Annotated in this window: 15 protein-coding genes, 3 pseudogenes and 1 other annotated feature; of the genes and pseudogenes, 14 read left to right on the top strand and 4 right to left on the bottom strand. The window is 63.8% G+C overall.

Annotated elements, in window-relative coordinates; all coding sequences use genetic code 11:
* Positions 1–103: 103 nt before the first annotated feature.
* The 6 genes and pseudogenes from QE360_RS07345 to QE360_RS07320 all read left to right on the top strand — a co-directional run.
* Positions 104–3,250: an SNF2-related protein gene (locus QE360_RS07345; protein ID WP_309700433.1), complete on the top strand. Its 3,147-nt coding sequence runs from the start codon at positions 104–106 to the stop codon at positions 3,248–3,250.
* A complete protein-coding gene (locus QE360_RS07340) occupies positions 3,247–7,251 on the top strand; it encodes an Eco57I restriction-modification methylase domain-containing protein (RefSeq protein WP_309700431.1) in 4,005 nt (1,334 codons plus the stop codon). The genes QE360_RS07345 and QE360_RS07340 overlap by 4 nt, the downstream gene beginning before the upstream one ends.
* A complete protein-coding gene (locus tag QE360_RS07335; protein ID WP_309700429.1) occupies positions 7,251–8,807 on the top strand; it encodes an AAA family ATPase in 1,557 nt (518 codons plus the stop codon). Before QE360_RS07340 ends, QE360_RS07335 begins: the two co-directional genes overlap by 1 nt.
* Before the next feature lie 65 nt (positions 8,808–8,872).
* On the top strand, positions 8,873–10,405 hold the full coding sequence (locus QE360_RS07330; RefSeq protein ID WP_309700427.1) for an ATP-binding protein: 1,533 nt from the start codon (positions 8,873–8,875) through the stop codon (positions 10,403–10,405).
* A gap of 337 nt (positions 10,406–10,742) precedes the next feature.
* Positions 10,743–11,689 (top strand): IS630 family transposase gene (locus QE360_RS07325; RefSeq protein WP_309698743.1). Its coding sequence is split into 2 segments (ribosomal slippage): positions 10,743–11,079 and positions 11,079–11,689, totalling 948 coding nucleotides; the frame shifts between segments, so codons are not numbered across the junction.
* A 78-nt stretch (positions 11,690–11,767) separates the two neighbouring features.
* Positions 11,768–12,699, top strand: a pseudogene (locus tag QE360_RS07320) (IS3 family transposase); the annotation flags it as partial.
* Positions 12,049–12,165: a sequence feature (AL1L pseudoknot), on the top strand. (Overlaps the previous pseudogene by 117 nt.)
* Positions 12,700–12,706: 7 nt before the next feature.
* On the opposite strand, the gene QE360_RS07315 reads toward QE360_RS07320, so the two are convergent.
* Complete coding sequence (locus QE360_RS07315; protein WP_309698497.1) at positions 12,707–14,116, bottom strand: IS30 family transposase; 1,410 nt, start codon at positions 14,114–14,116, stop codon at positions 12,707–12,709.
* 44 nt (positions 14,117–14,160) lie between these two features.
* Here QE360_RS07315 and QE360_RS07310 point away from each other — a divergent pair.
* A pseudogene (locus QE360_RS07310) lies at positions 14,161–14,463 on the top strand (integrase core domain-containing protein); the annotation flags it as partial.
* Between the two features lie 312 nt (positions 14,464–14,775).
* Here the strand turns inward: QE360_RS07310 and QE360_RS07300 are convergent.
* A protein-coding gene (locus QE360_RS07300) for an IS3 family transposase (RefSeq protein ID WP_405052577.1) occupies positions 14,776–15,941 on the bottom strand; the annotation gives its coding sequence in 2 pieces (ribosomal slippage) (positions 14,776–15,680 and positions 15,680–15,941; 1,167 coding nt in all).
* A 73-nt stretch (positions 15,942–16,014) separates the two neighbouring features.
* On the opposite strand from QE360_RS07300, the gene QE360_RS07295 reads away from it, so the two are divergent.
* The 3 genes from QE360_RS07295 to QE360_RS07285 all read left to right on the top strand — a co-directional run bounded on the left by QE360_RS07295 (position 16,015) and on the right by QE360_RS07285 (position 20,752).
* Entirely contained in the window at positions 16,015–16,428 is a 414-nt protein-coding gene (locus tag QE360_RS07295; RefSeq protein ID WP_309700423.1) for a hypothetical protein, read from the top strand.
* Positions 16,429–16,652: 224 nt separating this feature from the next.
* Positions 16,653–17,555 (top strand): HNH endonuclease, encoded by a 903-nt coding sequence (locus QE360_RS07290; protein ID WP_309700421.1) that lies wholly within the window; start codon positions 16,653–16,655, stop codon positions 17,553–17,555.
* 260 nt (positions 17,556–17,815) lie between these two features.
* On the top strand, positions 17,816–20,752 hold the full coding sequence (locus QE360_RS07285; protein ID WP_309700419.1) for a MobA/MobL family protein: 2,937 nt from the start codon (positions 17,816–17,818) through the stop codon (positions 20,750–20,752).
* 174 nt (positions 20,753–20,926) lie between these two features.
* Here QE360_RS07285 and QE360_RS07280 read toward each other — a convergent pair.
* Together QE360_RS07280 and QE360_RS07275 are read right to left on the bottom strand one after the other, a co-directional pair.
* Positions 20,927–21,328: pseudogene (locus QE360_RS07280) on the bottom strand (recombinase family protein); the annotation flags it as partial.
* A gap of 148 nt (positions 21,329–21,476) precedes the next feature.
* Positions 21,477–21,728, bottom strand: coding sequence for a hypothetical protein (locus QE360_RS07275; RefSeq protein ID WP_309700417.1), 252 nt, complete (start codon positions 21,726–21,728; stop codon positions 21,477–21,479).
* A gap of 518 nt (positions 21,729–22,246) precedes the next feature.
* On the opposite strand from QE360_RS07275, the gene QE360_RS07270 reads away from it, so the two are divergent.
* From QE360_RS07270 to QE360_RS07255, 4 genes are all read left to right on the top strand, one after another.
* Positions 22,247–23,563, top strand: coding sequence for an AAA family ATPase (locus tag QE360_RS07270; protein WP_309700415.1), 1,317 nt, complete (start codon positions 22,247–22,249; stop codon positions 23,561–23,563).
* 81 nt (positions 23,564–23,644) lie between these two features.
* Complete coding sequence (locus QE360_RS07265) at positions 23,645–23,968, top strand: helix-turn-helix transcriptional regulator (RefSeq protein ID WP_309700413.1); 324 nt, start codon at positions 23,645–23,647, stop codon at positions 23,966–23,968.
* The gene (locus tag QE360_RS07260; RefSeq protein WP_309700412.1) at positions 23,965–25,209 is read left to right on the top strand and encodes a type II toxin-antitoxin system HipA family toxin; all 1,245 of its coding nucleotides are present in this window, start codon (positions 23,965–23,967) and stop codon (positions 25,207–25,209) included. Before QE360_RS07265 ends, QE360_RS07260 begins: the two co-directional genes overlap by 4 nt.
* Positions 25,210–25,508: 299 nt before the next feature.
* Positions 25,509–26,819 carry a hypothetical protein gene (locus QE360_RS07255; protein ID WP_309700411.1) on the top strand — a complete coding sequence of 437 codons (1,311 nt, stop codon included), beginning with the start codon at positions 25,509–25,511 and terminating at the stop codon, positions 26,817–26,819.
* Positions 26,820–26,839 lie beyond the last annotated feature (20 nt).

Here is a 26,839-nt window from a genome sequence, read left to right as displayed (position 1 = left end):
GAAGCAAACGAAGAACCTTTCGGGTATTCGCGACAATCAATCACGAGGTCCGGTTCACGAGTTTCTGACATCGACAGCCGGCCCGGGAAGCGAGTTGTCCATCGTGTCCGCCTATTTCACCTCGGCGGCCTACGGCGTTCAACGCGAGACGCTGGACGGGATAAGGTCCGCGCGCTTCCTGTTTGGCGAGCCTCGCTTCTTGTCCATCGCCGACGCTGATGCGCTCAGTCCGCCGGCCTTTGCCATCACAGACACGGGTCTATCCCTAGCCGACCAGCTTCGCACGCGAAGGGATGCCCTTCAATGCGCTAACTGGATAAGGGAACGGGTGCAGGTCCGCTCGGTGCGCCGGGGCGGTCTGCTTCACGGCAAAATGATTCATGTTCACGATGGCGCACGCGAGCATGCGCTGATCGGCAGCTCCAACTTCACGCTTCGGGGCCTCGGCTTCAGCGATACGCCGAATCTGGAGCTCAACTTGATCGTCGACGGCGACCGCGACCGCGCCGACCTGCTTGCTTGGTTCGACGAAGCCTGGAACGACGATACGCTGACGACAGACGTCAAAGCGGAGGTGCTTGCCCGCCTAGAACGTCTATACAGCCACAACGCACCTGAGTTCATCTACTACAAGACGCTGTTTCACCTGTTCGAGAGCTACCTACACGATCAGGAATTTGAAGATCGCCCTGGCTCTGCGGCACTTACGGGCAGTGCAGTTTGGAAGATGCTGTTCGACTTTCAGCAGGACGGCGTTCGCGCTGTTTTGGGCAAGCTGGACAAGCATGACGGCTGCATCTTGGCGGACAGTGTCGGTCTGGGAAAGACGCTGTCGGCACTGGCCGTCATTCGCTACTTTGAGGCCGCCAGGAAGCGCGTCCTGGTGCTCGCACCCAAGAAGCTGAGGGAAAACTGGACCGCGTACCTCTCGAACAACGCGGCGTTGAACCCGTTGAAAGAGGACGCCTTCCGCTTCGACGTCCTGTCACATACCGACCTGTCGCGGGATGCGGGCCACGTCGGGAACATCGATCTCGCCACGCATGACTGGTCCGACTACGACTTGATCGTCATTGACGAGTCACACAATTTCCGCAACGCTGCGGGATCACGCTATCGTCGACTGGTCGAAAAGGCATTGCGGCCCGGCGTTAAGACTAAGGTCCTGTTGCTGTCGGCGACCCCCGTCAACAACGACCTGGCGGACCTGAAGGCTCAGCTCGACCTCATTGCGCAGGACCGGCCGGACGCTTTCCAACTATTGGGCGTGTCTAACCTGCCAGCCGTTATCGGCGACGCTCGCCGCAAGTTCGCGGCCTGGGCCGGCAGGGGCGGGCGGGATGCGGCGGCGCTGATGAATGCACTTCCGGCGAGCCTGACCACGCTTCTTGATGGTGTGTCGATCGCGCGGTCGCGCCGGCACATCGAACGCCATTACGCGGCGTCACTCGAGAGGATCGGACGTTTCCCGACCCGCGAGCGGCCCCAGTCCATTTTCGTAGAAATCGACAGGGCACGCGCCTTTCCGTCGTTTGCAGACGTGGACGCAACGATCAGCCGGCTCAAGCTCGCGCTCTATAGCCCGATCGCCTACGTCCGCGACGAACACAAGGCGCGGTATGACGAGGCGGCGCGCAGACCCTCGGGTTTCAACCAGGCGAACCGCGAACGCTATCTGATCGCGATGATGAAAATCGGCTTCCTGAAGCGCCTGGAGAGCTCGATCGCGTCGTTCGGACGGACCATGGACCGGATGGAAGCTCGAATCGATGCGCGGCTTGCCGACATCGCACGGGTACGTGAAGGGCTTATCGACAGCAGCGAGACGATGGATGCGGAGGAATTGGAGGGCGACGACGAGCTTGCTGGCGCGTTCGAGGTCGGGCGCGGCCTGCGCTACGATCTGCGCCACATGCGTATCGACGACTGGGCGGCTGACCTCGCACATGATCGGGAACTCATCGCCGACCTGGCGGCGCAGGCGCGACGGATATCGCCCGACCGCGACGCTAAGCTGGCCGAGCTAAAGGCGCTTGTCGCCGACAAGGTCGCCAACCCTACGCGCAATCGCGACGGGTCCGCCAACCGCAAGCTGATCCTGTTTACCGCCTACACCGACACCGCAGCATATCTCTACGATCAACTCTGCCCATTTGCGAAAGGATTGGGCGTCGACGTAGGACTGGTCGCGGGCGACCGGTGCGAGGCGACCTATGGGCGCCCCCGCTTCCAGGAGGTGCTTACGAACTTCTCGCCGAGGTCGAAGCGGCGGGCGGCTCTGAAAGGAGCGGATAGCGAGGGCGAGATTGACCTGTTGATCGCGACGGACTGCATCAGCGAGGGCCAGAACCTGCAGGACTGCGACCGGCTGGTGAACGTCGATATCCATTGGAACCCGGTCCGGCTAATCCAGCGATTCGGTCGGATAGACCGGATCGGCGCGGTGGCGGAGTCAATCCGAATGGTCAACTTCTGGCCTACTGCGGACTTAGATCGCTACCTGAGCTTAAAGGACCGGGTGGAGGCGCGCATGGCACTGGCCGACCTGTCCGCCACGGGAGAGGACAATCTTCTGGCGGAGGCGAGGACCGCAGCCGAGGTCGACCTGCACTGGCGCGACGATCAGCTTCGCCGCTTGCAGGACGAGGTGTTGGACCTGGAGGAAAGCGGAGAAGGCGTCGGTCTGACCGAGTTCACGCTGGATGATTTCCGCGCCGACCTGCTGCATCACGTCAAACAGCATCGCGACGTGCTGGCGGAGGCGCCGTTCGGCCTCCACGCGATCGTGCCGGCTGACGTGGAAGGCGGCAGGCTGGAGCCTGGCGCGATCTTCTGTCTGAGGCGTCGGGGGGAGCCGGACCCCGGATCGGCGCAGGTTGCGCCGCTCGATCCTTTCTACCTAGTCTATGTACGCGACGACGGGTCCGTCCGAAACGGGTTCGCGCAACCCAAGACCGTCCTGAGCGCCTTCCAGGCGCTGTGCGTCGGGCAGAGCGCGCCGGTTGAAGCGCTGTGCGACGCCTTCGATCGCGAGACGGACCAGGGCGCACGAATGGATCGATATTCTGAACTGGTCGCGGCGGCCGTGCGATCGGTTATCGGCGATTATGGCGCGCGAGCTCTGAGCGCGCTGACGAGTCTGCGCGGCGGCAGGCTGGCCGATCGGGCGGCTCAGCCCAAGGATGGGGGAGATTACGAGCTCGTCACATGGCTGGTCGTGCGGCGCGGTTCGGCCGGAGAGCAGCGGTGAGCGGCCGCCTGTCCTCCGTCGCCGCGGCGATCCACGCCTTCGCCACGAGTCCGCTGGAAGAGGCCGGCCGCGGACTGCTCCACAGCCTGGGCTATCGCAGCGCGAAGACGATCCCTCTCGACGGGTCGCCTGCCAGCTTCGCTCGCGACGTTGACCCGGAAGGCCGTCTGAATGCTCGCGCAGCGCAGCTCGACCGGTGGTGCGAGGTGCGCTTTCTGTTCCAGCTCACCAACGACGAGATTCCGATGCTGGGCCGCGGCCAGGCGGACTTCGACTTGGCCGAGCGGTTCGGGCGTAGCATCGTCGACAGCTTCGTCTTTCTCGCGATCGAGCTGGAAGGCGAAGAATGGACCCGCAGTTCGCTCGCCGGCGTGACGCGCGCGGTAAACGCGTGCTTCCCAATGCCGGTCATCATCCTCTTCCGCCACGGTGGCTTTGTCTCACTGGCGGTCAGCGAGCGCCGGGCGAATAGGCGCGATGCCAGTCGCGATGTGCAGACCGGACGTATCTCAATCATCCTCAACATCGTTATCGACCGCCCCCATCGCGGGCACTTGAGCATCCTCGGCAAGCTGGACCTGACCGCCATGCCGCGGCGCCCCGCGAACTTTGACGAGCTCTACCGCGGCTGGCTCCAGGCACTGTCGACCAAGACGCTCAACCAAACCTTTTACCGCGACCTGTCGCACTGGTTCTTCTGGGCGAAGCGCGAAGTCGTGTTCCCACCCGGCGCGGGCAGCCGCGTCGAGGTACCGCTAATCCGGCTGCTTACCCGCGTCATCTTCTGCTGGTTCATCAAGGAGCGTCGACTGATTCCGCCTGAGCTTTTCCGGTCGGAAAATGTCGCGGAGCTGCTTCGTGCCGATCCGGCCGCGACTCCCGCTGAGGGGACCTACTACCGCGCAATCCTGCAGAACCTGTTCTTCGCAACACTCAATACCGAGATGCCCCGGCCCGGCCAGGAGGGCGTGCGGACGTGGATCAATGGGCAACACCTGGTCCACAGCTTGTACCGCTACAAGGACCTGTTCGCCGATCCCGACGCCGCGCTGGCGCTGTTCCGCCAAGTGCCCTTCCTGAACGGCGGCCTGTTCGAGTGCCTTGATCGCGAGCTGACCGAGCGCGACCTAGCTCGGGATCCTGACCTGCTGAAGCTCAGCGACGGCAAGCGGCTTCGTATCGACGGCTTCTCGGATCACCCCAAGAATCCCTTGCACGTCCCCAACCGCGTCTTCTTCGGGGAAGAAATCGAGGTCGACCTGAACGCCGATTTCGAAACCAAGGGCAAGACCTATCGCGCCAAGGGCTTGTTCACGCTGTTCGAGGATTACGTCTTCACGGTGGAGGAGAACACCGCCGCGGAAGAGGAAGTCGCGCTCGATCCCGAGCTATTGGGCAAGGTGTTCGAGAACCTGTTGGCATCCTACAACGAGGAGACGCGCACCACCGCGCGTAAGAAGTCCGGCTCCTTCTACACGCCGCGCTACGTGGTCGATTGGATGGTGCGCGAAACGCTGGCGCACCAATTTACGCGGGCTCTGATAACCGCGCGACCCGCCGAGGCAGGGCTGCGGCCGGACGCGGAAGCGTTCGATTTCGGTTCCGCGCCCGGCGAGCTGGCGATCGATCGGCCACCCTCGCGGCCAACGGCGGCGACGGTGCGCGAGGCGTTCGACGCACGGGTGCGCACCCTGCTCGATCCCGCGGCGGAAACGCCGCGCTTCTCGGGCGCGGAGACGCAAGCGCTGGTCGCCGCGATCGAGGAACTGAAGGTGCTCGACCCCGCCTGCGGCTCCGGCGCCTTCCCAATGGGCATGCTCCAATCGCTGATGGCGGTGCTAAAGCGGCTGGACCCGGACAATGCCCGCTGGCGCGCGACCCTGCGCCGTCCGCTAGAGGATCGCGTCACGCGCGCGCGCGATTATGACGTGACGCGGCGCGAAGTGGAGCTGGAGGAGGCGGAGGCCGCGCTCGCTGCGTTCGACGAGGAGTTCGCCGACCCCGACTTGGTCGATTACGTCCGCAAGCTCCACCTGATCGAGCGCTGCCTATACGGCTCCGACATCCAGCCGATCGCCATCCAGATCGCCAAACTGCGTTTCTTCATCAGCCTGGCGGTAGAGCAGCGGCCGCACCTGGGTCGCGACAATCTGGGCGTGAAGCCGCTGCCCAACCTTGAAACCAAGCTAGTCGCGGCGAACAGTCTGGTGCCGCTGGATCGGCCGCCGCAGGGCGACCTGTTCGCCAATCCGCGAATCCGCGACCTGGAACGGCTGATTGAGGATGCGACGCAGCGCCACTTCGGCGCTCGTACGATGCGCACCAAGCGCAAGTACCGGGCATTGATCGAGCAGCACCGTGACGAGCTGGCGGCCATTCTAGAGGCCGAGCATTCGCTACCACACGACGACGCGAACAAGGCCGCGGCTTGGGACCCATTTGACCAGAACGCCACTGCGCCCTTTTTTGACCCCCTATGGATGTTTGGGCTGCACGACGGCTTCGACATCGTGATCGGCAACCCTCCCTACATCCGGCAGGAGCGGTTCACCGAGCAGAAGCCGCTGCTCCGCCGCCTGTACGAGCGGCGCGACCGCAATGGGCAGGTTGAGGGTAGCTATGCCGGGACCGCGGACTATCTGGTCTATTTCATTGAGCGCGGCGTCTCGCTGCTGAAGGCGGGCGGGGCGTTCAGCTACATCACCTCGAACAAGTGGTTTCGTGCCAAATATGGCGAGAACCTGCGCTGGTGGATGAGCCGGCATACCGACCTTCTGTCGATCATCGACTTTGGCGATGCCGACGTGTTCGAAGGCACCATCGCGTATCCCACCATTGTCACCGCAGAACGGCGAGATGGCGAGGTGCGCGCTGGTCACCGCTTCCGCGCGCTTAACTGGAGCGAGTTGGGGGAGGACGCCGACGAGGAGCGCTTCCCCTTCTACCTGGAGAGCGCCGGGTTTGACATGCCGCAGGTGGCGCTGGAGCGAACCGGGTGGCAAGTCGAGCCCACCGTCAAGCGCGACGTGCTTGCCCGCATCCGGGCCGCCGGCGTCCCGCTCGGCGACTATGTCGAAGGGCGGTTCTACCGCGGCATCCTGACCGGCTACAATGATGCCTTCGTGATCGACGGCGCGACGCGCGCTAGGCTCATCGCCGAGGACGAAGCGGCGAACGAAATCATCAAACCGTATTTGCGTGGGCGCGACGTCAAACGCTGGCGGGTCGAGCCGGAGGACCTCTGGCTGATCTTCACCCGCCGTGGGATCGACATTGATGCCTACCCTAGCGTCAAAGCGCATCTTGTGCAGTACCGTGACGCGCTGGAGCCGAAACCGTCGGATTGGGAGCCGACAGGAGAGGAGACGAGCTGGCCCGGGCGGAAGGCGGGTTCATACCAGTGGTTTGAGATACAGGACAACGTTGCTTATTGGCGCGAATTCGAGCAACCTAAGATCGTCGTTCCCGCAATCGAGAAGCGGGTCGCCTACGCCTTCGATGGCGAGGGCTTCTACAGCAACGACAAGACCAGTATCATCGTTGACGACCGCTGGCGCTACCTACTGGCCTGTCTGAACTCTTCGGTGTCCTGGTGGTACACTCAGGCGCTGTTCGCCAGCCGCACTGGCGGTTTTTACGAGTTTAAGCCGATGTATGTCTCGGTCCTCCCCATTCCGAGCGCGACCACCGAACAGCAACGCCTGCTCGAAGCGCTCGCCACCGCGCTCACCGCCGAGCCGAGCTCCGCCCTCGAACAGCTGCTCAACGGGCTCGTCTACGAGCTCTACTTCCCGGACGACCTGCAAGAACGCGGCCTCCACCTCCACGCCGCCGCCGCGGAAGCCGGCCTCGATAGCCTCGTAGGCCTGGACGGGTCCACGCTCACCACCGCCGCCGCTGCTTTTTCCCGCGCACGCCTGGCACCAGGCGAACCTCTGCGCATCATGCTCTCCGATCTCCAGACGCTCGACGTTGTGCGTATCATCGAAGGAAAAGCTTAGTGGCTCGACCGCGCATTAAAACGCTGGAAATCTGCGATTTTCGCGCTTTTCCTGGTCCTGCCCCCGTGACAATCGAGCTCGCCGGCAAAAACCTCTTTCTCTTCGGCGAGAACGGCGTCGGGAAGTCGACGATCTTTCACGCGTTGGACGGTCTGTTTGCGGTGAACACGTCTGCGGACGAGCTCAAAGCCCTTCTGATCAAGGAAGCTAATCGGTTCACGCCTGGAGATAAGCGCGGCGATAGCCGCGTCGCCGTGACGTATGACGACGGCGAGCTCTCCGCTACGTGGTCAAAGGATGGCCATCCGATCGACGTCGCGCCGGGCCCAGCCAACGAGCGAATCGTTAACACCGCGTGGGCCAAAGCTATATTGGATTATCGTTCGCTGCTGGCGACCAACTACGACCATGAAGATGAGGTCAACCTTTTCTGGGTCTGCGTAGAAGGCCTGCTGCGCGATTACGTCTTTGAAGGCGAGCGGATCGGCGAGGTCTGGCAGCGGCTGCTCGCCATGCTTGAAAGACCGCAACTGCGCGAAGCTCAGATCCGGGAGATCAATCAGGACAGCCGGCGTCTGAACAACGGACTTGCAGAAGCCCTAGATGCGGTCACGCCGTTGATCAATCCGTTACTCGATGACCTTGGCCATGGGGATGTCCGCGTGGCGGCCCTGGTGCCCAAGCGAATCGCATACAACAATTCCGGGAGGAAGGAGTGGCGCGACTTCAACGATTGCGAGATCACGCCCGCGATCACCTTTCATGGCGGGGCGGTTGAGCACCCGCAGCTCTTCCTGAACGAAGCTCGGCTGTCAGCCTTGGCATTGGCCATTTATTTCGCTGGCCGCAAATTGGCCGAGCAGCAGGCTCGCAATGATATGCCCCGAATTATGGTGCTCGACGATGTGCTTATCGGGCTCGACCAAGCCAATCGCCTCCCGCTGCTCGACGTCCTGTGCAAGCACTTCCAAGATTGGCAGGTGATCTTGCTGACGCACGACCGGACATGGTTCGATATAGGTAGGCAGTACCTGCGCAAAGGTGGTCCGCCGCACTGGCGAGGCCGTGCCGACGAGTACTGGACCTTTTGGCAACTTCATCAACACGGCGACCATAGGGACGTGCCTATTGCGACCGAGCTCGGTGCAAGCGTTGCGGCGCAAGCATTGACGGTCGCACGCCGCTTTGTGAAGGACGGGCACGTGCATGCCGCTGGAAATGCGGCGCGGCTGGCAACCGAATTCGCTTTGAGGGAATTTTGCGCCGTCAAGGATGTCTCGGTGCCCTACGTTCAACCGCCAGGCTTCCTTCCTGCATCCAAGTTTCTCGAGTGCATCGAGATTTTCGATAAAGGCAGTCAGCATTACAAATCGATCATCGATTCCGTTCGGATGTACACGACCATTCTGCTCAACCCCTTATCACACGGCGGGACAGCAGAGGTCACTCCGAACGAGGTGCTCGCCGCCATCGAGGTAGTCGATAAGCTGTTATTCTCGCTCACGACCTTGCCAACAGCGGAGATGAAGCGGCGTCGTGCCGAAGCAGGCGACTGAGTCTGGCTCATCTTACGCCTCGCATCTCGAAGGCATAAGCTCCACCTAGTCAAAGGGAGCAAGTCATGCCGAGTCGCAGCATCACCGACGACGAGATCGGCCTCATCAAGGCCATGCTGAAACGCGGTATGGCGAACAAAGATATCCAGTTTTACTTCAATCGTCAGGATCGCGCCTGCAACTCCGGGCGAATCACGGGGATACGAAACCGGAGCTACGGGCCCGAGGTACCACTTGCGAGTGACGAAGCACTCAGTCGTTTCCTCGCCCATTTCAGCTCACCCGGCATTATCGCGCCTACAGTTCAAACCCAAGCGGCTTCTACTGAGTCGCGCGACCCGCTAGACCCCGTTCGGTTACGGTCGCTGTTCGCGCGAAAGACTGATGGCGGGTGGCGCTGCGCCGTCGGCGAGACGGATGAGCATGAATGCAAACAGAGTTTCAACCTACGCCGGTTTACCCCGGCCTTGAAGACTATTGCCGGCTTCGCAAACAATCGCGGCGGCTATCTGTTTTTCGGCGTGAAGGACAAGCCGGACGGGTTCTCGGTATGTGGCTTGGCGGACGACCGATTCACCGAGACTGACCAGAACAAGTTTAGCCAGACCATTCGCTCCACACTTGAGCCAACACCGCGTTTCAGGATCGCTTCCCTCGACTTGGATGGGCTCACCGTCGGGGTCATCCATGTCGAGCCCCACCCAGCAAAGCCTGTCATCGTCAGCAGGAATGAGGGTGAGGTTGCCGAGGGTGCAATTTACTATCGGTATCCGGGCGAGACAAAGCCGATCTGCTATCCGGACCTGCGCGCAATCCTCGATGAACGGGATCGCCACAGCCGAGAGGCTATCATGCCAATGGTGCAGCGTCTCCTGGAGCTCGGGCCGAACAATGCGCTGGTTGCGAACCTCGCCGACGGCAGGCTGGAAGGCGGTGACCGACCGATCCTCATCGACCAGCAGTTGGTCGATCGCATTCGCTTCATCCGCGAAGGTCAATTCGACGAGCGAGACGGTGCGGAAACGCTGCGCCTCATCGGAGATGTTGGAATGGTCGATCTTTCGGGCGTGACCGCCACGAAAACTGTCCGCACAGAGGTGACGGAGGAGGCGATCATTCGCAACTTCGTCGCCCGGGTACCGGTAGAAGAACCGCTGTCTTATGTTCGGCAGGCAAGCCACGAGAATTCGTACCTTCTGCCAATCTTTTACTACCTCCACCTAGCTGGCGAAACACGCGCTGGCGCTATTGCGAGCCTGAGGAGGCACAGGGAAGCAAAGCCAAAAACCCGTGACGAAATCATCAAGCGGCTACAGGGGACGCGAACGCTGTTTGACCAAGCGCGAGCCAAACGCCTCGCTGTCCTGAATGACATAAGGCTTGGCAATCTCGCTGGGGTGACGACACCGGCTGAGGCTGTAGCTATGCTTGGCGCATTAACTGGACTGCGCGGGGATGATGCGCAAACCTACGAGTTGGCGAACGAACTTCTGCGGCAGGCGCTTAATCTCTGGAGTGGAGATCGAGCATTTCTCAGTCATCTGCGTCGAGCGGCCTCCCGTCTTGATGAGCTAGTCTATGGTCCGCTAGTGACGTAGCCACTAGAAAAGGATAACCAGCATTCTTTCGAGTGGCCCTATGGTTAAATCGTACGCACGAATGAAAGTCTTGTTTGTGTTGAGCACCATAGAACAATGCAACCGGAGTTGGGTCGTGCCTAATTCTCGTTGATCCGGCCTTGGTCAGGACGGGCCGAGGTCCCGATACTTTGACGCTGGCTATGGCTACCTAGCGCGGCACTCTACCCTCCTGGCGGACGCCCTCGAGGGCGCGGTCTTCGCACTAGAGCAGTTTCCGGCCGATCTGAGTCGATGCGGGATTCCCATTGGTGCAGTGATCTGATTCAAGATGCTGGCTGGATGGAGGCCGGCATGAATGGGCAAGCCGTTGTCGATGGACCTGCGGTCGCGAGCGCTAGCCGCGGTTGACGAGGGGATGAGCTGCCGGGCTGCGGCGCGGCGGTTCGGGGTGGCGGCCGCGACGGTGATCCGCTGGCACGATCAGCGCCGCAGCACCGGTGGCTATGCCGCCAAGCCGCAGGGCGGCGATACGCGGTCGCGGCGGATCGAGGCGTACGCGCACACGATCCTGTCGCTGCACGAGGCCCGGCGCGACATCACCTTGGACGAGCTGCGCAGCGAGCTGGGCCGGGCGGGGGTGACGGTCGCAATCTCGACGCTGCATCGCTTCTTCGCCCGTCACGGGGTCACGCGCAAAAAAAGACCGGCCATGCGATCGAGCAGGACCGCGCCGACGTCCTGAGCCAGCGGGAGGCATGGTTCGACGGCCAGCCCGATCTCGACCCCGCGCGTCTGGTATTCATCGACGAGACCTGGACGGCAACCAACATGACCCGCAGCCACGGCCGTTGTCGCCGGGGCGAGCGACTCCGGATGGGCTACCCGCACGGCCACCGCAAGACGACGACGCTGGTCGCAGGCCTGCGCACGACCGGCATGGTCGCGCCCATGGTGCTCGATGGCCCGATCAACGGCGACTGGTTCGAAGCCTATGTCGACCAAGTGCTCGTGCCCGACCTCAGGCGCGGCGACATTGTCATCATGGACAACCTGTCCAGCCACAAGCGCGCCAGCATCCGCGACCTGATCGAGGCGGCCGGTGCTCGGCTCATGTTCCTTCCGCCCTACAGCCCCGACTTCAACCCCATCGAAAAGGCGTTTGCCCGCCTCAAGGCCATGCTCCGCAAGGCCGGCGAGCGGACCGTTTCCGGGCTGTGGTCCCTCATCGGCAAGTTGGTCGACCTGTTCCAGCCGCAGGAATGCGCCAACTACTTCAGCTCCTGCGGCTATGACCCAGACTGAACGGAAGCCGCTCTAGAGGCTGTTATGAACCGCCCCGGGTTTGTCGGAGGCTCCAACTCCTGAGAAGGTGGAGCCTGTATGAGTAAGACGACGAACAAGTTTGCGCCTGAAGTCCGCGAGCGAGCGGTAAGGATGGTGCTGGATCACGAGCGCGATCACCCATCGCGATGGGCAGCGGTAGTTTCCATTGCCGAGAAGATTGGCTGCGTTCCGCAGACGCTGCATGAGTGGGTAAAGAAGGCGGAGGTGAACAGCGGCAAGCGCGCTGGCGTTCCGACCGAGGTCGCTGACAAGATGAAGGCGCTAGAACGCGAAGTCCGCGAGCTTCGACAGGCCAACGAGATCCTGCGCAAGGCATCCGCATATTTTGCCCAGGCGGAGCTCGACCGCCCATTCCGGCGATGATCGCCTTCATCGACGATCACCGTAAATCCTATGGGGTCGAGCCGATCTGCCGCGTCTTGCCGATCGCCCCATCGACGTATTTCGAGCGTGTCGCGCAGCGGCAGGATCCAATGCGCCTGTCGGCGCGGGCACAGCGGGATCAGGTTCTCAAGCCCGAGGTGGCGCGTGTGTTCGCCGAGAACTTCGCGGTCTACGGCGTCCGCAAGGTCTGGCGGCAGATGATGCGCGAGGGCTTCCCGGTCGCCCGCTGCACTATCGAGCGGCTGATGCGCGATATGGGTCTACAGGGCGTGATCCGGGGCAAGCCGGTTCGCACGACGATGAGCGACAAAGCAGCGCCGTGCCCGCTGGATCACGTCAACCGCAGGTTCTACGCGCCAGCGCCGAACATGCTGTGGGTGTCGGATTTCACCTACGTCGCTACCTGGGCGGGGTTCGTCTATGTCGCCTTCGTCATCGACACTTACGCGAGACGCATCGTCGGCTGGCGGGCGAGCAGGACAGCGCATGCCAGCTTCGTCCTCGATGCTTTGGAACAAGCGCTTCATGACCGCCGGCCGGCCCATCGAAGCGGTCTCGTCCATCATAGCGACCGTGGGTCGCAAGGCGGATTCAACCGGTCGTCGCAACGCCGTAATGTTTGATCTTTGCGAGGCATTGGTCAAGCGCCTCGGCCGGTGTTCTCCAGCCAAGCGTCTTGCGTGGTCGATCATTGAGGGTCGCTGCAACCGCCGCGAGCGTATCGGCGCTATGTGCACTGAGGTCGGTGCCCTTGGGGAAGTACTGGCGCAGTAACCCGTTGGTGTTCTCATTGGTGCCGCGTTGCCAGGGGCTTTGGGGGTCACAGAAATAGACCTGCACGCCTGCATCGATCTTGAGACGGGCGTGCTGCGCCATCTCCGCGCCCTGATCCCAGGTGAGCGAGCGGCGCAACTCCCTGGGCAAGGTGGTGATGGTACGGGTAATGGCATCCCGCACGGCCTCGGCGCCATGCCCAGCCAGCGCCGGTCCGTTTTTGATACGCGGCTTGGCGTCGTGACCATCCATACGGGGCAGATGGAGCAGCATCGTGAAACGCGTCGACCGTTCGACCAGCGTCCCGATCGCCGAGCTGCCGACCCCGAGGATGAGGTCGCCTTCCCAATGGCCCGGCACCGCACGGTCATCGGCTTCGGCGGGCCGTTCGCTGATCATGATCTCCGGCGTCACGAAGCCCTTGCCGCGCTGACCAACCCGCGCCCGTGGCACGCGGAGAGCCCGGCCGCTGCGCAGGCATGCGGTGAGGTCACGGCGCAGGGCGCCGCGGGCTTGCACGAACAGCGCCTGGTAGATGGCTTCGTGGCTGATGCGCATGCTGTCGTCGTCCGGAAAGTCGATGGGCAGACGACCGGCAATCTGCTCCGGGCTCCATGCCGTTGACCAGCGCCGGTTCTGGCGCCGTCCATGTCGCCGCCCTTTCCATGATGCCACCGTCGGGCCGATGACAGACGGGCCACCGGGTCTGGCAACGACGCCGCTCAACCGATCTTCCACCCAGCGCCTCAGCCCTTCATTGGCTGCAAGCTTGGCGACCTTGGGACGGCGTGCCGCCCGCTCGGCATGCCACTGGGCCGTCGTCGCACGATAGTCGAAATTGCCGCTGCGCGTCGCGGCATTGCGCCGGATCTCGCGCGAGATGGTCGAGGCAGCACGGCCGAGCCGGCGGGCTATCTCACAGACGCCATGCCCTTGAACCAGCAACAGCGCGATCTCCTCGCGTTCCGCCAGCGACAGGTATCTGCCCGATAAGGGCTTCGCCGATGGCCTGAACGCTGCCGGTGGCATCCCGCCTGCCTCCCGAAACCAGCGGCTGCCAACCGGTTGTGACGCTCCTGCCTTCACCGCTGCCGCCTCGCTGCTCATCCCGGCAGCTACATACCGCCAGAACAGTTCACGCTCTTCCCGATTGGCGACTGGCGGCCGTCCCGGAGACCGCAACTGTGACCGTGTGCACCGGTCCGAACGCCGCTTCTTTATATCCATCGTCCGCCTCCATTTTCGAAGCGTTGCGACGACCGGTTGAATCCGCCCAATACGTCTCCATCAAATACACCGAGCGCCTCGCCGAAGCCGGGATCGAGCCATCGGTTGGCAGCGTCGGCGACAGCTACGACAACGCTTTGGCCGAGACGATCAATGGCCTCTACAAAGCCGAGGTGATCCACAGGCGTGGGCCGTGGCGCAGCTTTGAAGCCGTCGAATACGCCACGCTCGAATGGGTCGACTGGTTCAACCATCGCCGGCTGCTGGAGCCCATCGGCAACATCCCGCCTGCCGAAGCCGAAAAGCAATATTATGCTGCCGCGGAGAACCTGGATATGGCAGCGTAACTCACAACCCACGGCCTCCGGCAAACCCGGGGCGGTTCATTATGGATTTGTAGGGGCGTCTGACTCATCCAGGATGGATGAGCATTTTCCGCAAGCCGTATCCGTCTGACGTCAGCGACGAGAAATGGTCGCTGGTTGCACCGTACCTGTTGCTGCAACGCGCGGATGGGCGAGGCTGAGCCACGCGCCGGGCGACGAGTGGAGGCGGACGCCGATCGCGGACAGGTTCGGGGGGGCGTTGCGTATCGGGGCGACCCTCGACGCCTGGCACGCCGCCGCCGAGGTTGGGGCGGGTGACGTGACCCCAGTCTTTCAACCAGCGGCAACCAGAGACCGACCGGTGTTGTCGCGCATGAGCGCAGGTGAAGCAACGGGCGGGGTTAACCCCGCCCGTTGCTGTTCGAGCCCGGCAGCGAATGCGGCCGGGGTAGCGTAGCCGAGCGACGAGTGCGGCCGCTCGGTGTTGTAGTCGTCGATCCAGCTGGCCAGGATCGAGCGGGCTTGGCCAATGGTGAAGAACAGCGTCTCGTTGAGCAGCTCGTCGCGCATGCGACCGTTGAAGCTCTCGACGAACCCGTTCTGCGTCGGTTTGCCTGGCGCGATGTAATGCCACTCGATGCTGGCATCGGCGGACCAGGCGAGCACCGCATTGGAGGTCAGTTCGGTCCCGTTGTCGCTGACGATCATCTTCGGCCTGCCACGCTCGGCGATCAGATCGGCCAGTTCGCGCACGACCCGCCGGCCCGAAATTGACGTGTCGACTACCGCCCGGAGGCATTCGCGCGTCACGTCGTCGACGATGTTGAGCACACGGAACCGCCGCCCGGTGACAAGCTGGTCGTGGACGAAGTCGAGGCTCCAGCGCTGGTTGGGGAGCGCCAGCACCGGTGAAGGTGCCCGCGCGCCCACGGCGCGCCTTCGTCCTTTCCGGCGCCTGACCGTCAGACCTTCCTCCCGGTAGAGCCGCTGGGTCTTCTTGCGGTTGATCGTGATGCCGTCCCGGCGCAGCAGGATGTGCAACCGTCGATAGCCGAACCGCCGACGCTGCTGTGCCAACTCGCACAGCCGCGACCGCAGGTCGCCATCATCTGCCCGGCACGAGCGATACCGCATGCTCGTGCGATCCGCTCCGACAACCGCGCATGCCCGCCGCTCACTCATCCCCAGGGTCGCCTGGAGATGCGCGACCGCTTGCCGCTTCGCGGCGGGCGTCACCACTTTTTTGACAGCAGGTCTTTCAACCCCGCGTTGTCGAGCATCGTATCCGCGAGCAGCCGCTTGAGCCGGGCGTTCTCCTCCTCGAGCGACCGCAGGCGCTTCGCGTCGGACACCTCCAGGCCGCCGAACTTCGCCTTCCACGCGTAATAGGTCGCGCTCGACATCCCGTGCTTGCGGCACAACTCCGTCACCACTGCGCCCGCCTCGGCCTCCTTCAGGATGCCAATGATCTGCTCTTCCGAGAATTGCTTCCGCTTCATTCCGTCCGTCCCTTTGAGGGGCCGGTCTCTAGTTCCACCTGGATGAAGAAACGGGGGTCACGTCACGGGCGACATGCTGGACGAGCACCACGAGGTCGAGCGCATCTCGCGCCTACGGCGGGAGTTCGGTTCCTCCGCGTCGATCGCGGCACGGGGCTATGACGAGCTGTTCGATGCGCTCATCGCGTGCCATGCCTTTCTCGAGCTGCAACGCTTCGTCAGCGGCGGCCTAGATGGGCTAAGGCGCGACTTCGGCGAGCGCAACGCCGTTTCGCAAATCAAGACCTCGCTGACTCATCTTCTGCACGGGCCGGGGTCAACCCTCGAGCGAGCCTACGATTTGATTTACAGCGAGCGGTGGAAGCTTGCCCGCTTTGGCGAGTCGTGCGTCATGGAGCTCTCCGGCTGGCTTGCCCCGAACCGACCTCCAGTGAATGGGCGAACGATGAAGGCGCTAAGATATCTGGGCTTTGCCGTGCCAGCCTGAACCCGGCCTATAAGTCATCGAAGCGGAAGTCTTTGAAGGGCAACAGCTCCGTCCTAATGAACGAACGGCAGCTTCCGGTAGTGGATGAGGCTGCGGTGAGTGACGGCTTTTGGGTCATGGTGACAGCAACCGTGACCGCACGATCGTTAGCCCCCGCAACTGACCCCGGAAGCAAAAGGCTGATACCGATTTGCATGGATCGGCGGCCCCGCTAAGTCATGCTCATGGCGTTCGGCGTTTTCATCCATCGGTTTGACTCGATCTACGACGATACGCCAGCGGAGCGTTACCAGTTTCCGGCCCAGTATCTGAGCCGCGCCCAGGCCTGTCTCGGTGACTGGGTAATCTATTACGAGCCTCGTAAGGTTCGAGACACGCGCGGCTATTTCGCGGTCGCCAAGATCGAGCAGATCATACCGGACCCGACGGTGCCCGGTATGTATCTCGCGCTGGTAGAGCCAGGCAGCTATCTCGATTTCGCTATGCCGGTCCCCTTCGCGGATGCCGATGGCCAAGTCATCGAGCGTGGCGTTCTCAACGAAGCCGGCAGGATTTCTGGTCGTGCCCAGGCCGCTGTACGATCACTGTCTCCAGCGGACTTCAATCGGATCGTATCCGCCGGACTGGACGACATCAGCCCGCTCCTGCCACGCACCGGCGATGTCGGCCTGCCAACCGCCGTGCAGGAGGAGCGCGCGCCCTTCATCTTCGACGAAGCACGCGAACGTGTCGCGACGCTAGTTTCACGAGTCGTGCGGGACCGAGTGTTCCGCCGCATCATTCTGCGCGCGTATGACGAACGCTGCGCCGTCACCGGGCTGAAGCTGATCAACGGCGGCGGCCGCGCGGAAGTCGAAGCCGCCCATATCCGGCCGGTCGAGGCGAACGGTCCCGACATCATCAGCAACGGCATGGCACTGTCGGGCACGGCTCACTGGATGTTCGACCGGGGCCTGATTGGCTTCGACGACGACATGCGGATTCTGGTGTCGCGCCAGGTCAACGATCCAGACAGTGTCCGCTCGATCATCAACCCGTCTGGAGGCGCGATCCTGCCCGCACATTTGGCAAGCCGGCCGCACCCGGAATTCGTGCGCTGGCACCGAGAGCACCGCTTCAAACAGTAGCTGGCGTCGGCCCGACTGACCCGTCGAGGCGGAGTAGTGGCAGGATGATTTGTTGAGGCGCAATTCCGCAAACGTGAACCCTTCACCTTTGCGTGCACCGCCATGCGGCGAGGCGGTTCCGGGACGCCGGGGGCGGCGTCCTCAAGGGCGCGCTGGGGCGCGGCCCGTCGGCGGCTGAGCCCCCTCGGGAAAAATAAGAGGGGGTGATTCACCCCGTGATTCGCGTCCTGTACCATGATGCCGGCAACAGGAGCCCGGCTATGTCGATCCAGCGTCCCCTCGGTCCAATAGGTCATTGTTCCGCTCGGCTGCGACGCGCGCTCGCGATCGAAGAGGAAGAAGCGCTCGGTCGTGCGGTGCGCGTCCGTAAGGATGTTCGTGACCAGGTCAAGGACCGGAAGGTCCGTGGCAATCGCTGGTCGCGCTCCCCCAACTTCGCGGTGCCCGGTGCGTTTCATGAACGCTTCGTCTCCGCCGGGGGCAAGGTCACCTTCCATTTCGAATTCCAGGCGATCAGCAAGACAAGCGACGGCGGGTGCCGCATCACGACGCCGGAGGGAAGCAAGCGCTTGGCGGTCGGCGCACCAGCGGCGCATGATGCCTATATCGATCGGCCGGAAGCGGTGGAGGTTACGATCTCTCCGGACGGCTTCGACCGCTATGCCGTGCGGCCATCCGCCACCGAGGCGATCGATGGCGAGCGCGCGGTCTTCACAAATATCTCGCAGGATCCCCAGGAGCGGCAAGCCTATTGGCGTGCCGTGCATCGCCATGAACGCACACCAGGCGCGGACCGACTGACGCTGGTGCCCGAGAGGGCGTCACGTGCGGCGTGGCGTGCACTGGCAGATGCACAGGACGTTCCCGGTGCCGTGGGTGAGGTGGCAGCAAAATTTGCGAATGACAGAGGCAAGCGCAGGACCCGCACGATCCCGCTCGATGAGCTGGCGGTCGACCGTGTTGCCGCACGCAAGCTGGCGAAGACACTTGCCAGCATTCTCGGGACCACGAAGGGCAAGCTGCCGGTTCGGCTCTCGGAGGCGCGCGGTGGACGGTCGCAGTATCGGCTGACGGCAGAATTTCCAGATGGCCTTGATGCCGCTGGTCGGCGGGCGGTGACCGAAGCGATGTGCGCAGAACTGGAAGAGATCGGCATGATGTACGTCGCGGCGATCCATGCGCCCGATCACCATAATGACCGCCGCAATCATCATCTGCACGTCGCCTGTCATGACCGACCGGCCAGGAGGATTGGGAACCGATGGGACTTCGAGATCGCCGAGCCGGTTGAGGGTCAGCATGAGCGGGTGCGTTATCCGTACGCGCAAAAGAAGATCGCGGAATGGTCGCGAGACAGCGATGGCGGAAATTACCGCGCCTATGGCACCGCTTCGATCGCCGACATGCGCCGCTTCTTCGCCGAGCGGTGCAACGAAGAACTCGACCGGTTGGGCGTTACCCGCCAGCTCCATCCGGGTGATCTCCGCTCGCTGGGTTGCGAGCGCCAGGCGCAGAAGCCGCTTGGCACCCGCGCGGCTCCACTCGACGCAGTCGGCGTGTTGACCAGCCGCGGCATCGAGAACGCCGAGATACTCTGGTCCGCGTTGCTGCGCGAGGCGTGGACCGCAGCCGAGGAGCGGGCGAAAGCCCGGGCGGACCTTCGGCGTCGGCTGCTAGAGGCGGAGCGCCTCTGCGTGGAGGGATCGGTCATCGATCAGGCTCGGACGGCCTCCATCCGCGATCTGATCGCCCGGTTCGATGCGGCCAGCGTGGTCCTGCAACAGCACGATGCCGAATGCGCCGAGTATGACGTCACGCTCGCCATGGCGCGGGCTCGGCCGGACAAGACGATCGCCGTATGCCGCCGGATGCTGGAGGCTATCGAGGGCGGGACGGCGGACCGGGCGGAGCAGCGAGCGAAAGGAGCGATCGTCGCGCGCGCAGACGAGGCAGAGGCGTTTCTCGCCGGCATCACTGCGATCGAGCACGACCATGCCCCGGTCCTGACCGAGCATCGAACCGCCGTCGCGAAGGCACAGGCGGCGATCGACGAGATCACGTCAGCGGCGACGGCGCTGATAGACCGCCCGAAGCCTCGGCGCGCGTCCAAGCCCGCCCGCCTAGACGCGCGGTCGACGCTCGATGCCCTGTTCGACAGGATCATGAAAGATGACATCCCGGTCCTCCTGCCGGAGGGGCCCGTGACCGAGTATAGGGTACCCGGCGTAACTCGGGCCGAATTCACCGCCCTTACCACACCCGCACTGGCAGAAATGGCGCAGAGGCGTCTCGCCACTTTCGCCGACCTCCAGGCCAAACGGATGATCGCCGCAGCAACGGACGTGGCATCGGTAGGCCTGGACAGCCTGCAACGCGCCGCCGCAGGTGGTGACGCGAGTGCGGCGCGAACGCTGAAACATGTTCGCGCCTATGGCGAGCATCCCGTCTATCGGCGCGTCCTCGCCGAGAAGCGATCCGTCGAGCGAGTCATCGCCGTCGGTACATCGGAAACTGGTCGTGGATGGCGCGATTGGGTCGGAGGGCTGCTGGGCCGGAGCCCGCCAATCCAATCGCGTCCGCCGATCGAGCCGGCGCAGCCGCATCCGATGCCGGAACCGGCGAAGGATGCGGTGCTGTCCCAGCGCGACGAGGCCGTGGCAGCGCTAGCCGCCGCGCTGTTCTCCGAACCCGCCCTGCGGGTCGTCGAAGGGGAGCATGGGCTCGTCATCGACGCTACCCACGCTCCCGACTGGCGGTTTGCCGCCAACGCCTTCGCCGACGAGCCTGCCGTCGCCCATGCGATGCGGCGGCGTCATGCGTCGCCGTGGCTTAACAACAGCGTCGTCGAGCGGAACCGCCTGCTGGCCGATCTGCGCGCTGCCCTGATGAGCGCCGCCCGGTCTCCACTCCGGAAGGTCGGGAAAGAGTGGGAGGTCGACCTCGCCGACGAACGGCTCGCCACCCTCGTCACCGCGTGGCGTGGGTACAGGCGCCTGGAGGACCTGCTCGCCGACGTCGATCGTCAGCGGCACGGATCCGGGACCGACCGATATTTCGTGGAGGAACCCACCCGCGCTGGTGTCGGCGATGACGTGGTCAGCCGCGCCACCGATCTCGTCGTCAGCCGTAGCGGCATGCCGAGCGACGATCTCGCCGCCGTCATCACTGACTGGCGGGGACGTGACTGCGGACGCTAGATAGCGCTTCACCGTCGCCGCGCTGATGCCGAAATGGCTGGCGGTGGCGGACAGGCTCGCCGCGTTGGTAACGCGCCAGGCGGCGACGCTGACGGGATCCGCCTTGAGCGGCCGCCCCAGGCTGGTCTTGCCCCGGTGCGTACGACCGGTGGCGGCGAGCGACTGTTTCGCGACGTCCAGCCCGGCCCGGGTACGGGCGCGGATGGCTTCGCGCTCCATTTCCGCGATCTGCGCCAGCACCGCGAGGATCAGGAGCCCCGCGCCCGACGTGATCGAACCGAGCCCGCACACCACGACCTCGACGCCCTTGTCCATGAGCGCGCGGACCGTCGCCTGGATGTCCAGGGCATCACGGCCCAGCCGATCGATGGCGGACACGTGCAGCCTGTCGCCCTCACGGACATAGTCGAGCATCGCAGAGAAGCCCGGCCGGCTCCGGGCCAGGACCGAGCCGCTGACGCCTTGGTCTTCGAACTCCTTGTCGAAGGGGCGGCCCATCGGTCCGGCCAATGCTCCGCGTTGCGCCGCGATCGTCTGGCCTCCGGTCGACACGCGGTAGTAGGCAATATCACTCATTCTTTTTCATCCTGGGGTGAAAGGTACCCCAGCACTTCCAAACCTAGCTCAATTGCCTTCTTCCTACCTTCTGCGCCCAAGTCGACGCTGTTCGAAGTCCTGGTGCAAAAGCTCCAAGTTCTGAACAGCGTCGCGCGGGCAGCAAGCCTCAGCGCCTTGGCACCTGGATCATGGGCTGGCCCCGCATCTTGGCCCAGTATCTCGCCGTCTGCTCCTTCATCAGCGTCTGGAACTGAAAGTTACCAACGCGCTCAACGGAGATACCGAACGCGCGTGCGGTTCGGGCGCGGCTGGCCTTGTTGTCGACGATCCAGCGGCAAACAGCCTCTCGAAGCGCGTCGTCGGCATACGCACGGGCTTGGCGGCGGTCTGCGTCGACCTGCTTTGCATTCAGTCTCATCTTTTCCTCCAAAGGATAGTTGCTCCTTTGAAGATCCCATCCTCGCCGCAGGCAGAGCCTTCACTCCCCTCCTGTGGTTACCGCGACACGTGCATCACAGAACGAAGGGGTCACCTTCTCTGGGTAAGGTGTAGAGGACCGGGTGGCAGCTGAATGGGCACGGCGGTCCTGCAACCAGGCTCGGGAAGCTAGGAGGCAAACGAAATCGTGCACCAGCGCAAAGGGGTTTGCAGGGTCTCAGGGCTGACCTGTTGGATCATGCCGAACGGGCGTGACGCCCCCATCCGTCAGCGACGCGCATCGGACGCAGGTCGGATTAGAGAGGAGGTGGGGTGTAGTCGTTGGACCCGAGTCCTTCGCCTCCACCCCACCTCCCTCTATATCTGAAACGAATCTTTCGTTTTCCTTAACGCCGTCGCCGTTTTGCGACGAACGGTGGCGGCCTATCATCGGCCGTCGATCGTCATATCCCCTTAAGCCCGTGCCCTTAGAACCGCGCATCAAAGGGAGAATGACAGATGACCGATGAAAGCTGGACGGTTCGGGCGCGCAAGGGAGACTATCGGGCGATCGATGCCGCGTCGCAGAACCGCCAGATGGACTATGCCGTGGATGGCCTGATGCCAGCGACCGGTGCGACCATATGGTTCGGAGCCGGATCGACCGGGAAGACGCAGCTACTGCTCTGGATGGCCGCCCATATGGCCGCGACCGGAGATGCCGCACCACGCCAGTGGCTCGGTGCTGACCTTGGCGTTCGCGGGAACATCCTCGTCCTGACCGCAGAAGATTTGCGGGAGCATCTTCTGCTGCGCATCGGCTCGATCGCACGCCGCCTGATGCGGGAGAACGGCGGTACCGAGGAGGATGCCGTCGCTCTATGCCAGCGCATCCACGTCATGGCGTTCCTGAGCATGACGCAAACCGAGTTCCCGGAGCCGAACGCGTGCCTTTTCGAGCACGGTCCTGGCGGCCGCTGGCAGCCAAGCCCCGTTCTGAACGGCATCGAGGCCTTTCTCGACGAGTGGAACAAGCAAGTCGAAGAGGACGGACGGCCGGAGGATCGCATCGTGGGCGTCATCCTCGACTCTGCGGTATCGATGGCAGGCTTCGAGTTAGCCAACTCGGAGGCGGCCACGAACTTCCTCTTCCATCTGAACAGACTGTCGTACCGGCAGAAGATGTTCTGGGCGGTGATCGGTCATACGCCCAAGGATGCCGCTCGGAAGACCGAGGACGCCGCGATCGAACGACTTCGTGGATCAGCCATGTGGTCTACCACGCCACGCTCCGTGGTCGAAGTGCGGCTCGCCGGAGCGTCCGAAAACCTCGAGACAGTCCGCGCCGTTCATCCGGGTCTGACGGACCGCGATGTCGTCATCGTCGAGGTGGCCAAGGCGAACTCGCTCGGGGCGGATCTTCGACCTCGCGCGCTGCTGAGGCGCAAGGACGGCGCCTATGATCACATCACGGCCGACTTCCCCGGCATCTTCGGTACGGCGTTGCTCCAGCCACGTGGCAAGAAGGGCGTGCATACGGAGGAACTCCGGAAAGCAGTGCTCTCGCTTCTGGCATCGTTCGACGGCGGCAAACCCAACACGGTCATCGAACGGGATGCGCTTCGTGCCGCATTCAACACGACGAAGGCCTCCTGTATGGTCCTGGCCACGATCACCGACGAGGTAGACGGCGAGAAGGCGAAAACGCCAGGCACTCTGGCCAGGGAGTTGGCGCTGATAAGCAAGGACGGCCTGATCGATACGCGCCGGGGCAAAATCCGGATCGTCAACCTCGGCTTCAACCCACCGGAGCCGATTGCAGAGGCTGCTGAATAGCACCGCTATACTGGCTCATCGGGTCGTCCGTATATGGCCTCTAAAGTTGCCGAAATGGCAATTACGGGCCATATACGGACAATGATGTATGCGCCGAGCGAAATCTCTGTCGAAATCGGGCAGAAGGTCCAGCGCCGCCGACTGGCGATGAACCTGACACAAGTCGATGCGGCAGCCCGCGCCGGGGTCTCCTATCGCACTTGGCGACGCCTGGAGACCGAGGGCAAGGCGTCGATCGACGACCTCGTCCGCGCGGCCGTGGCGCTACGGTGCGAGCAGGATCTGTTCACCCTCTTCCCGGAGCCGGTGGCCAGTTCGATGGATGCCCTGCTGGAGCAAAACCGGATGACCGAACGCACCGCGCCGAAGCGTCGCCGCCGGGCAGTGTCGAGGATCCCATCGTGAAGCTGAGGCCGGGGGCACCGCTGGGGCTGGCGCTGGCGTTCGACGACTCCGCGCCCGTTGCGCCAGCTGGCCGGGTCGTGATGGCCAATGGTGTCGCCCAGCTCGAATGGTCGCCCGACGTCATCCGCAGCGGCCTGCCCGTCGCCCCGCTGCTCTATCCTCCGGAACCGGGCCTGCACGCCGCGCGGAGCCGGTCGTTCGGCGGCCTGCACGGCTTCCTGGCGGACAGCCTGCCCGATGCCTGGGGACGGCTGTTGCTGCGACGTCGCCTCGCCAGGATCGACGTCCAGTTCGACACGCTGAACCCGGTCGATCAGCTGGCCATCATCGGCGCAGGTGGCCGTGGCGCGCTGGTCTATCAGCCCGCCACCACACCCGACGAAGCGATCGGGACGATCGACCTCGATGCCTTGGCCGAGGAATCGCGACTGCTCCTCGCCGGAGACGAGGGTGCGCTGGCCGATACGCTGGCGGCGCTGGGCGGCGCGTCGGGCGGCGCTCGCCCAAAGGTCCATGTCGGCTTCGCCCCCGATGGCGCGATCAGCGTCGGCGAGGCCGCGGACGGCCATGACGCCTGGATCGTCAAGTTCCGTGCGACCGGCGACCCGATCGACATCGGCCCGGTCGAGGAAGCCTATGCGCGCATGGCCCGCACGGCCGGTCTGACGATCGCAGAGTCCCGCGCCCTGCCCGAGCGCGATGGACCGGGCTATTTCGCGACGCGCCGCTTCGACCGCCCCGCCCCCGGACGCCGGCTGCACATGGTGTCCCTCGCCGGGGCGGCCGAAGCGCCCTCGGAGATGCCGAGCATCGACTATGACGGATTCCTGCGCGCGACCATGGCGATCACCCGCCATGCTGGCGACGTCGAGCAGGCCTTCCGCCGCATGGTCTTCAACGTCCTGTCTCACAACCGCGACGATCACACCCGGCAGCACAGCTATCTCATGGGACCGAACGGCGAATGGCGCCTCGCCCCGGCCTATGACCTGACCTTCTCGGTCGGTCCGGGCGGCGAACACTATCTCGCGGTCGAAGGCGAAGGCCGCACGCCGACCCGTGCGCACGTCCTTACGCTGGGCCGCCGCCATGGCTTGTCGGATCGCGTCATCGGCCAGATCATCGACCAGACGCGCGGCGCGCTGGCCGAATGGCCCGTCATCGCCGCCGATGTCGGCGTCACCGTCTCGCAAAGGGAGATCGCGGATCGTCTGAAGGCCACCGACGACCGCTTCGGATGAGAAGAAGGCCCTGCACGTGGGGGTAACCCACGCCAGGAAGGAAAAGACATGACGAGCATCGACGCGGACGCCGGCGGCACCGTCACGATGACCCCGGGGACCGGCTCGGTCCTCCCCCAGGATATGATCGACGCGGCAACCGCCGACGCCATCCTGCAGCTCGACCGCAAGATCGCCCGCGCGATCCAGACGGACCGGGGCATCAATCTAAAGTCGGAGGATCTCGACCTCCTCACCCTGGTAGGCGCAGTAAAACTGATCGGCGAGGCGCGAAGCGAAATCCTGAAGGAAAAAGCGCAGTGCCGTCACCGGAAGACCTCTATCGCCGCGGCGAATTCTACCTCGATCGAGTCCGTGGCAAGGACGGCGAGGTTGTCAGCCCGAACCTCTACATCTGCTGGTACGATCCGGTCACCGGCCGGATGCAGCGGCGCAGCACGCGCACGGCTGATCTTCGCCTAGCGGTCGAGGTGCTCGACCGTCACTATCTGGCGTTCCACCAGCCTGCTGACGACGACAAGGTGGCCTACACGGTCCATCAGGCCATGACCGACTATTGGACGCTGCACGGCGCCGAGCAGGCCAGCGCCGACGCGATCCGCGCCCGGCTGAAACTGGTGAACCGGTTCATCGATCATGAGATCGCGATCGGTGTACTGCGTGAACCCGTGCTGCCGACGGTGCTGGACGCCGAATGGCTGATGCGATTTCGAAAATGGGGGACCGAGATCAATCCCGTGACCCAGCGGCGGCGTAACCCGGAGACCGGCGAATGGACCGTGTCGACCCGCAAACGGGCGAAGTCGACGGTCGAGGAGAGCATCATCCAGCTGAAGGCAGCCTTGCGGTTCAACGTGAAGCGTATGGAGGCGGTGCCCGAACTGAAGCACCTGCCCCGCGCTGCCGTGACGCCGGAGCGCAACTTCCGCCTCTCGCTCGACCAGATCGCCGAGATGCTCGACTATACGGCGGAAGGAGACCCGGAGCTCAGCCCGGCGCATCCGGCACGACTGATGCCACTGCGCCGCTACCTGATCGGTGCGATCTGCACGCTAGCGCGGCCGGACGCGCTCTACGATATCTCGGTGCGGCCTGACCGGCAGCAATGGCACCGCGACGCCGGCGTACTCGACCTCAACCCAGCGGGGCGGATCCAGACGCGTAAAAACCGACCGGCGCTCCCCGTCACATCGCTTCTGGCGAACTGGCTGGAGGCGACGGACGACCGGCTGGTCTGTCACGAGAGCGTTGCAGAGGAGGATGAGGACCGTTGGGTGGTTCAGCGGCCCGTGGCGGACGTCAAAAAGGCGTGGAGCGTCATGGCAAGGCGGTTCGGGGTGCCGATCGGCTTCGGCCCCAAGCTGATGCGCCACAGCATGGCGACCCTGATCGCACAGCGCGGCGTCTCGCAGCAGGAGATCCCGCTGGCGCTCGGGCACGTGGTACTGCCCCCGTCGACGCGACGCTACGTGATCTTCAGCCCGGCTTATCTCTCCGAGACCCGACAGGGGCTGGAGGACATTGCGTCCGAGCTGGCGCGGAAGATGGCGACGCCGCTTCACGCAAAACCCACGCAAGTCGGTCCCGATGGACGGCGGCGGCAGGTATGATGGCCAGTCGTTTTCACACC

It is taken from the genome of Sphingomonas sp. SORGH_AS_0789, from assembly GCF_031453055.1.
GTDB lineage: Bacteria > Pseudomonadota > Alphaproteobacteria > Sphingomonadales > Sphingomonadaceae > Sphingomonas.
This window is presented reverse-complemented; position numbering and strand designations above follow the sequence as displayed.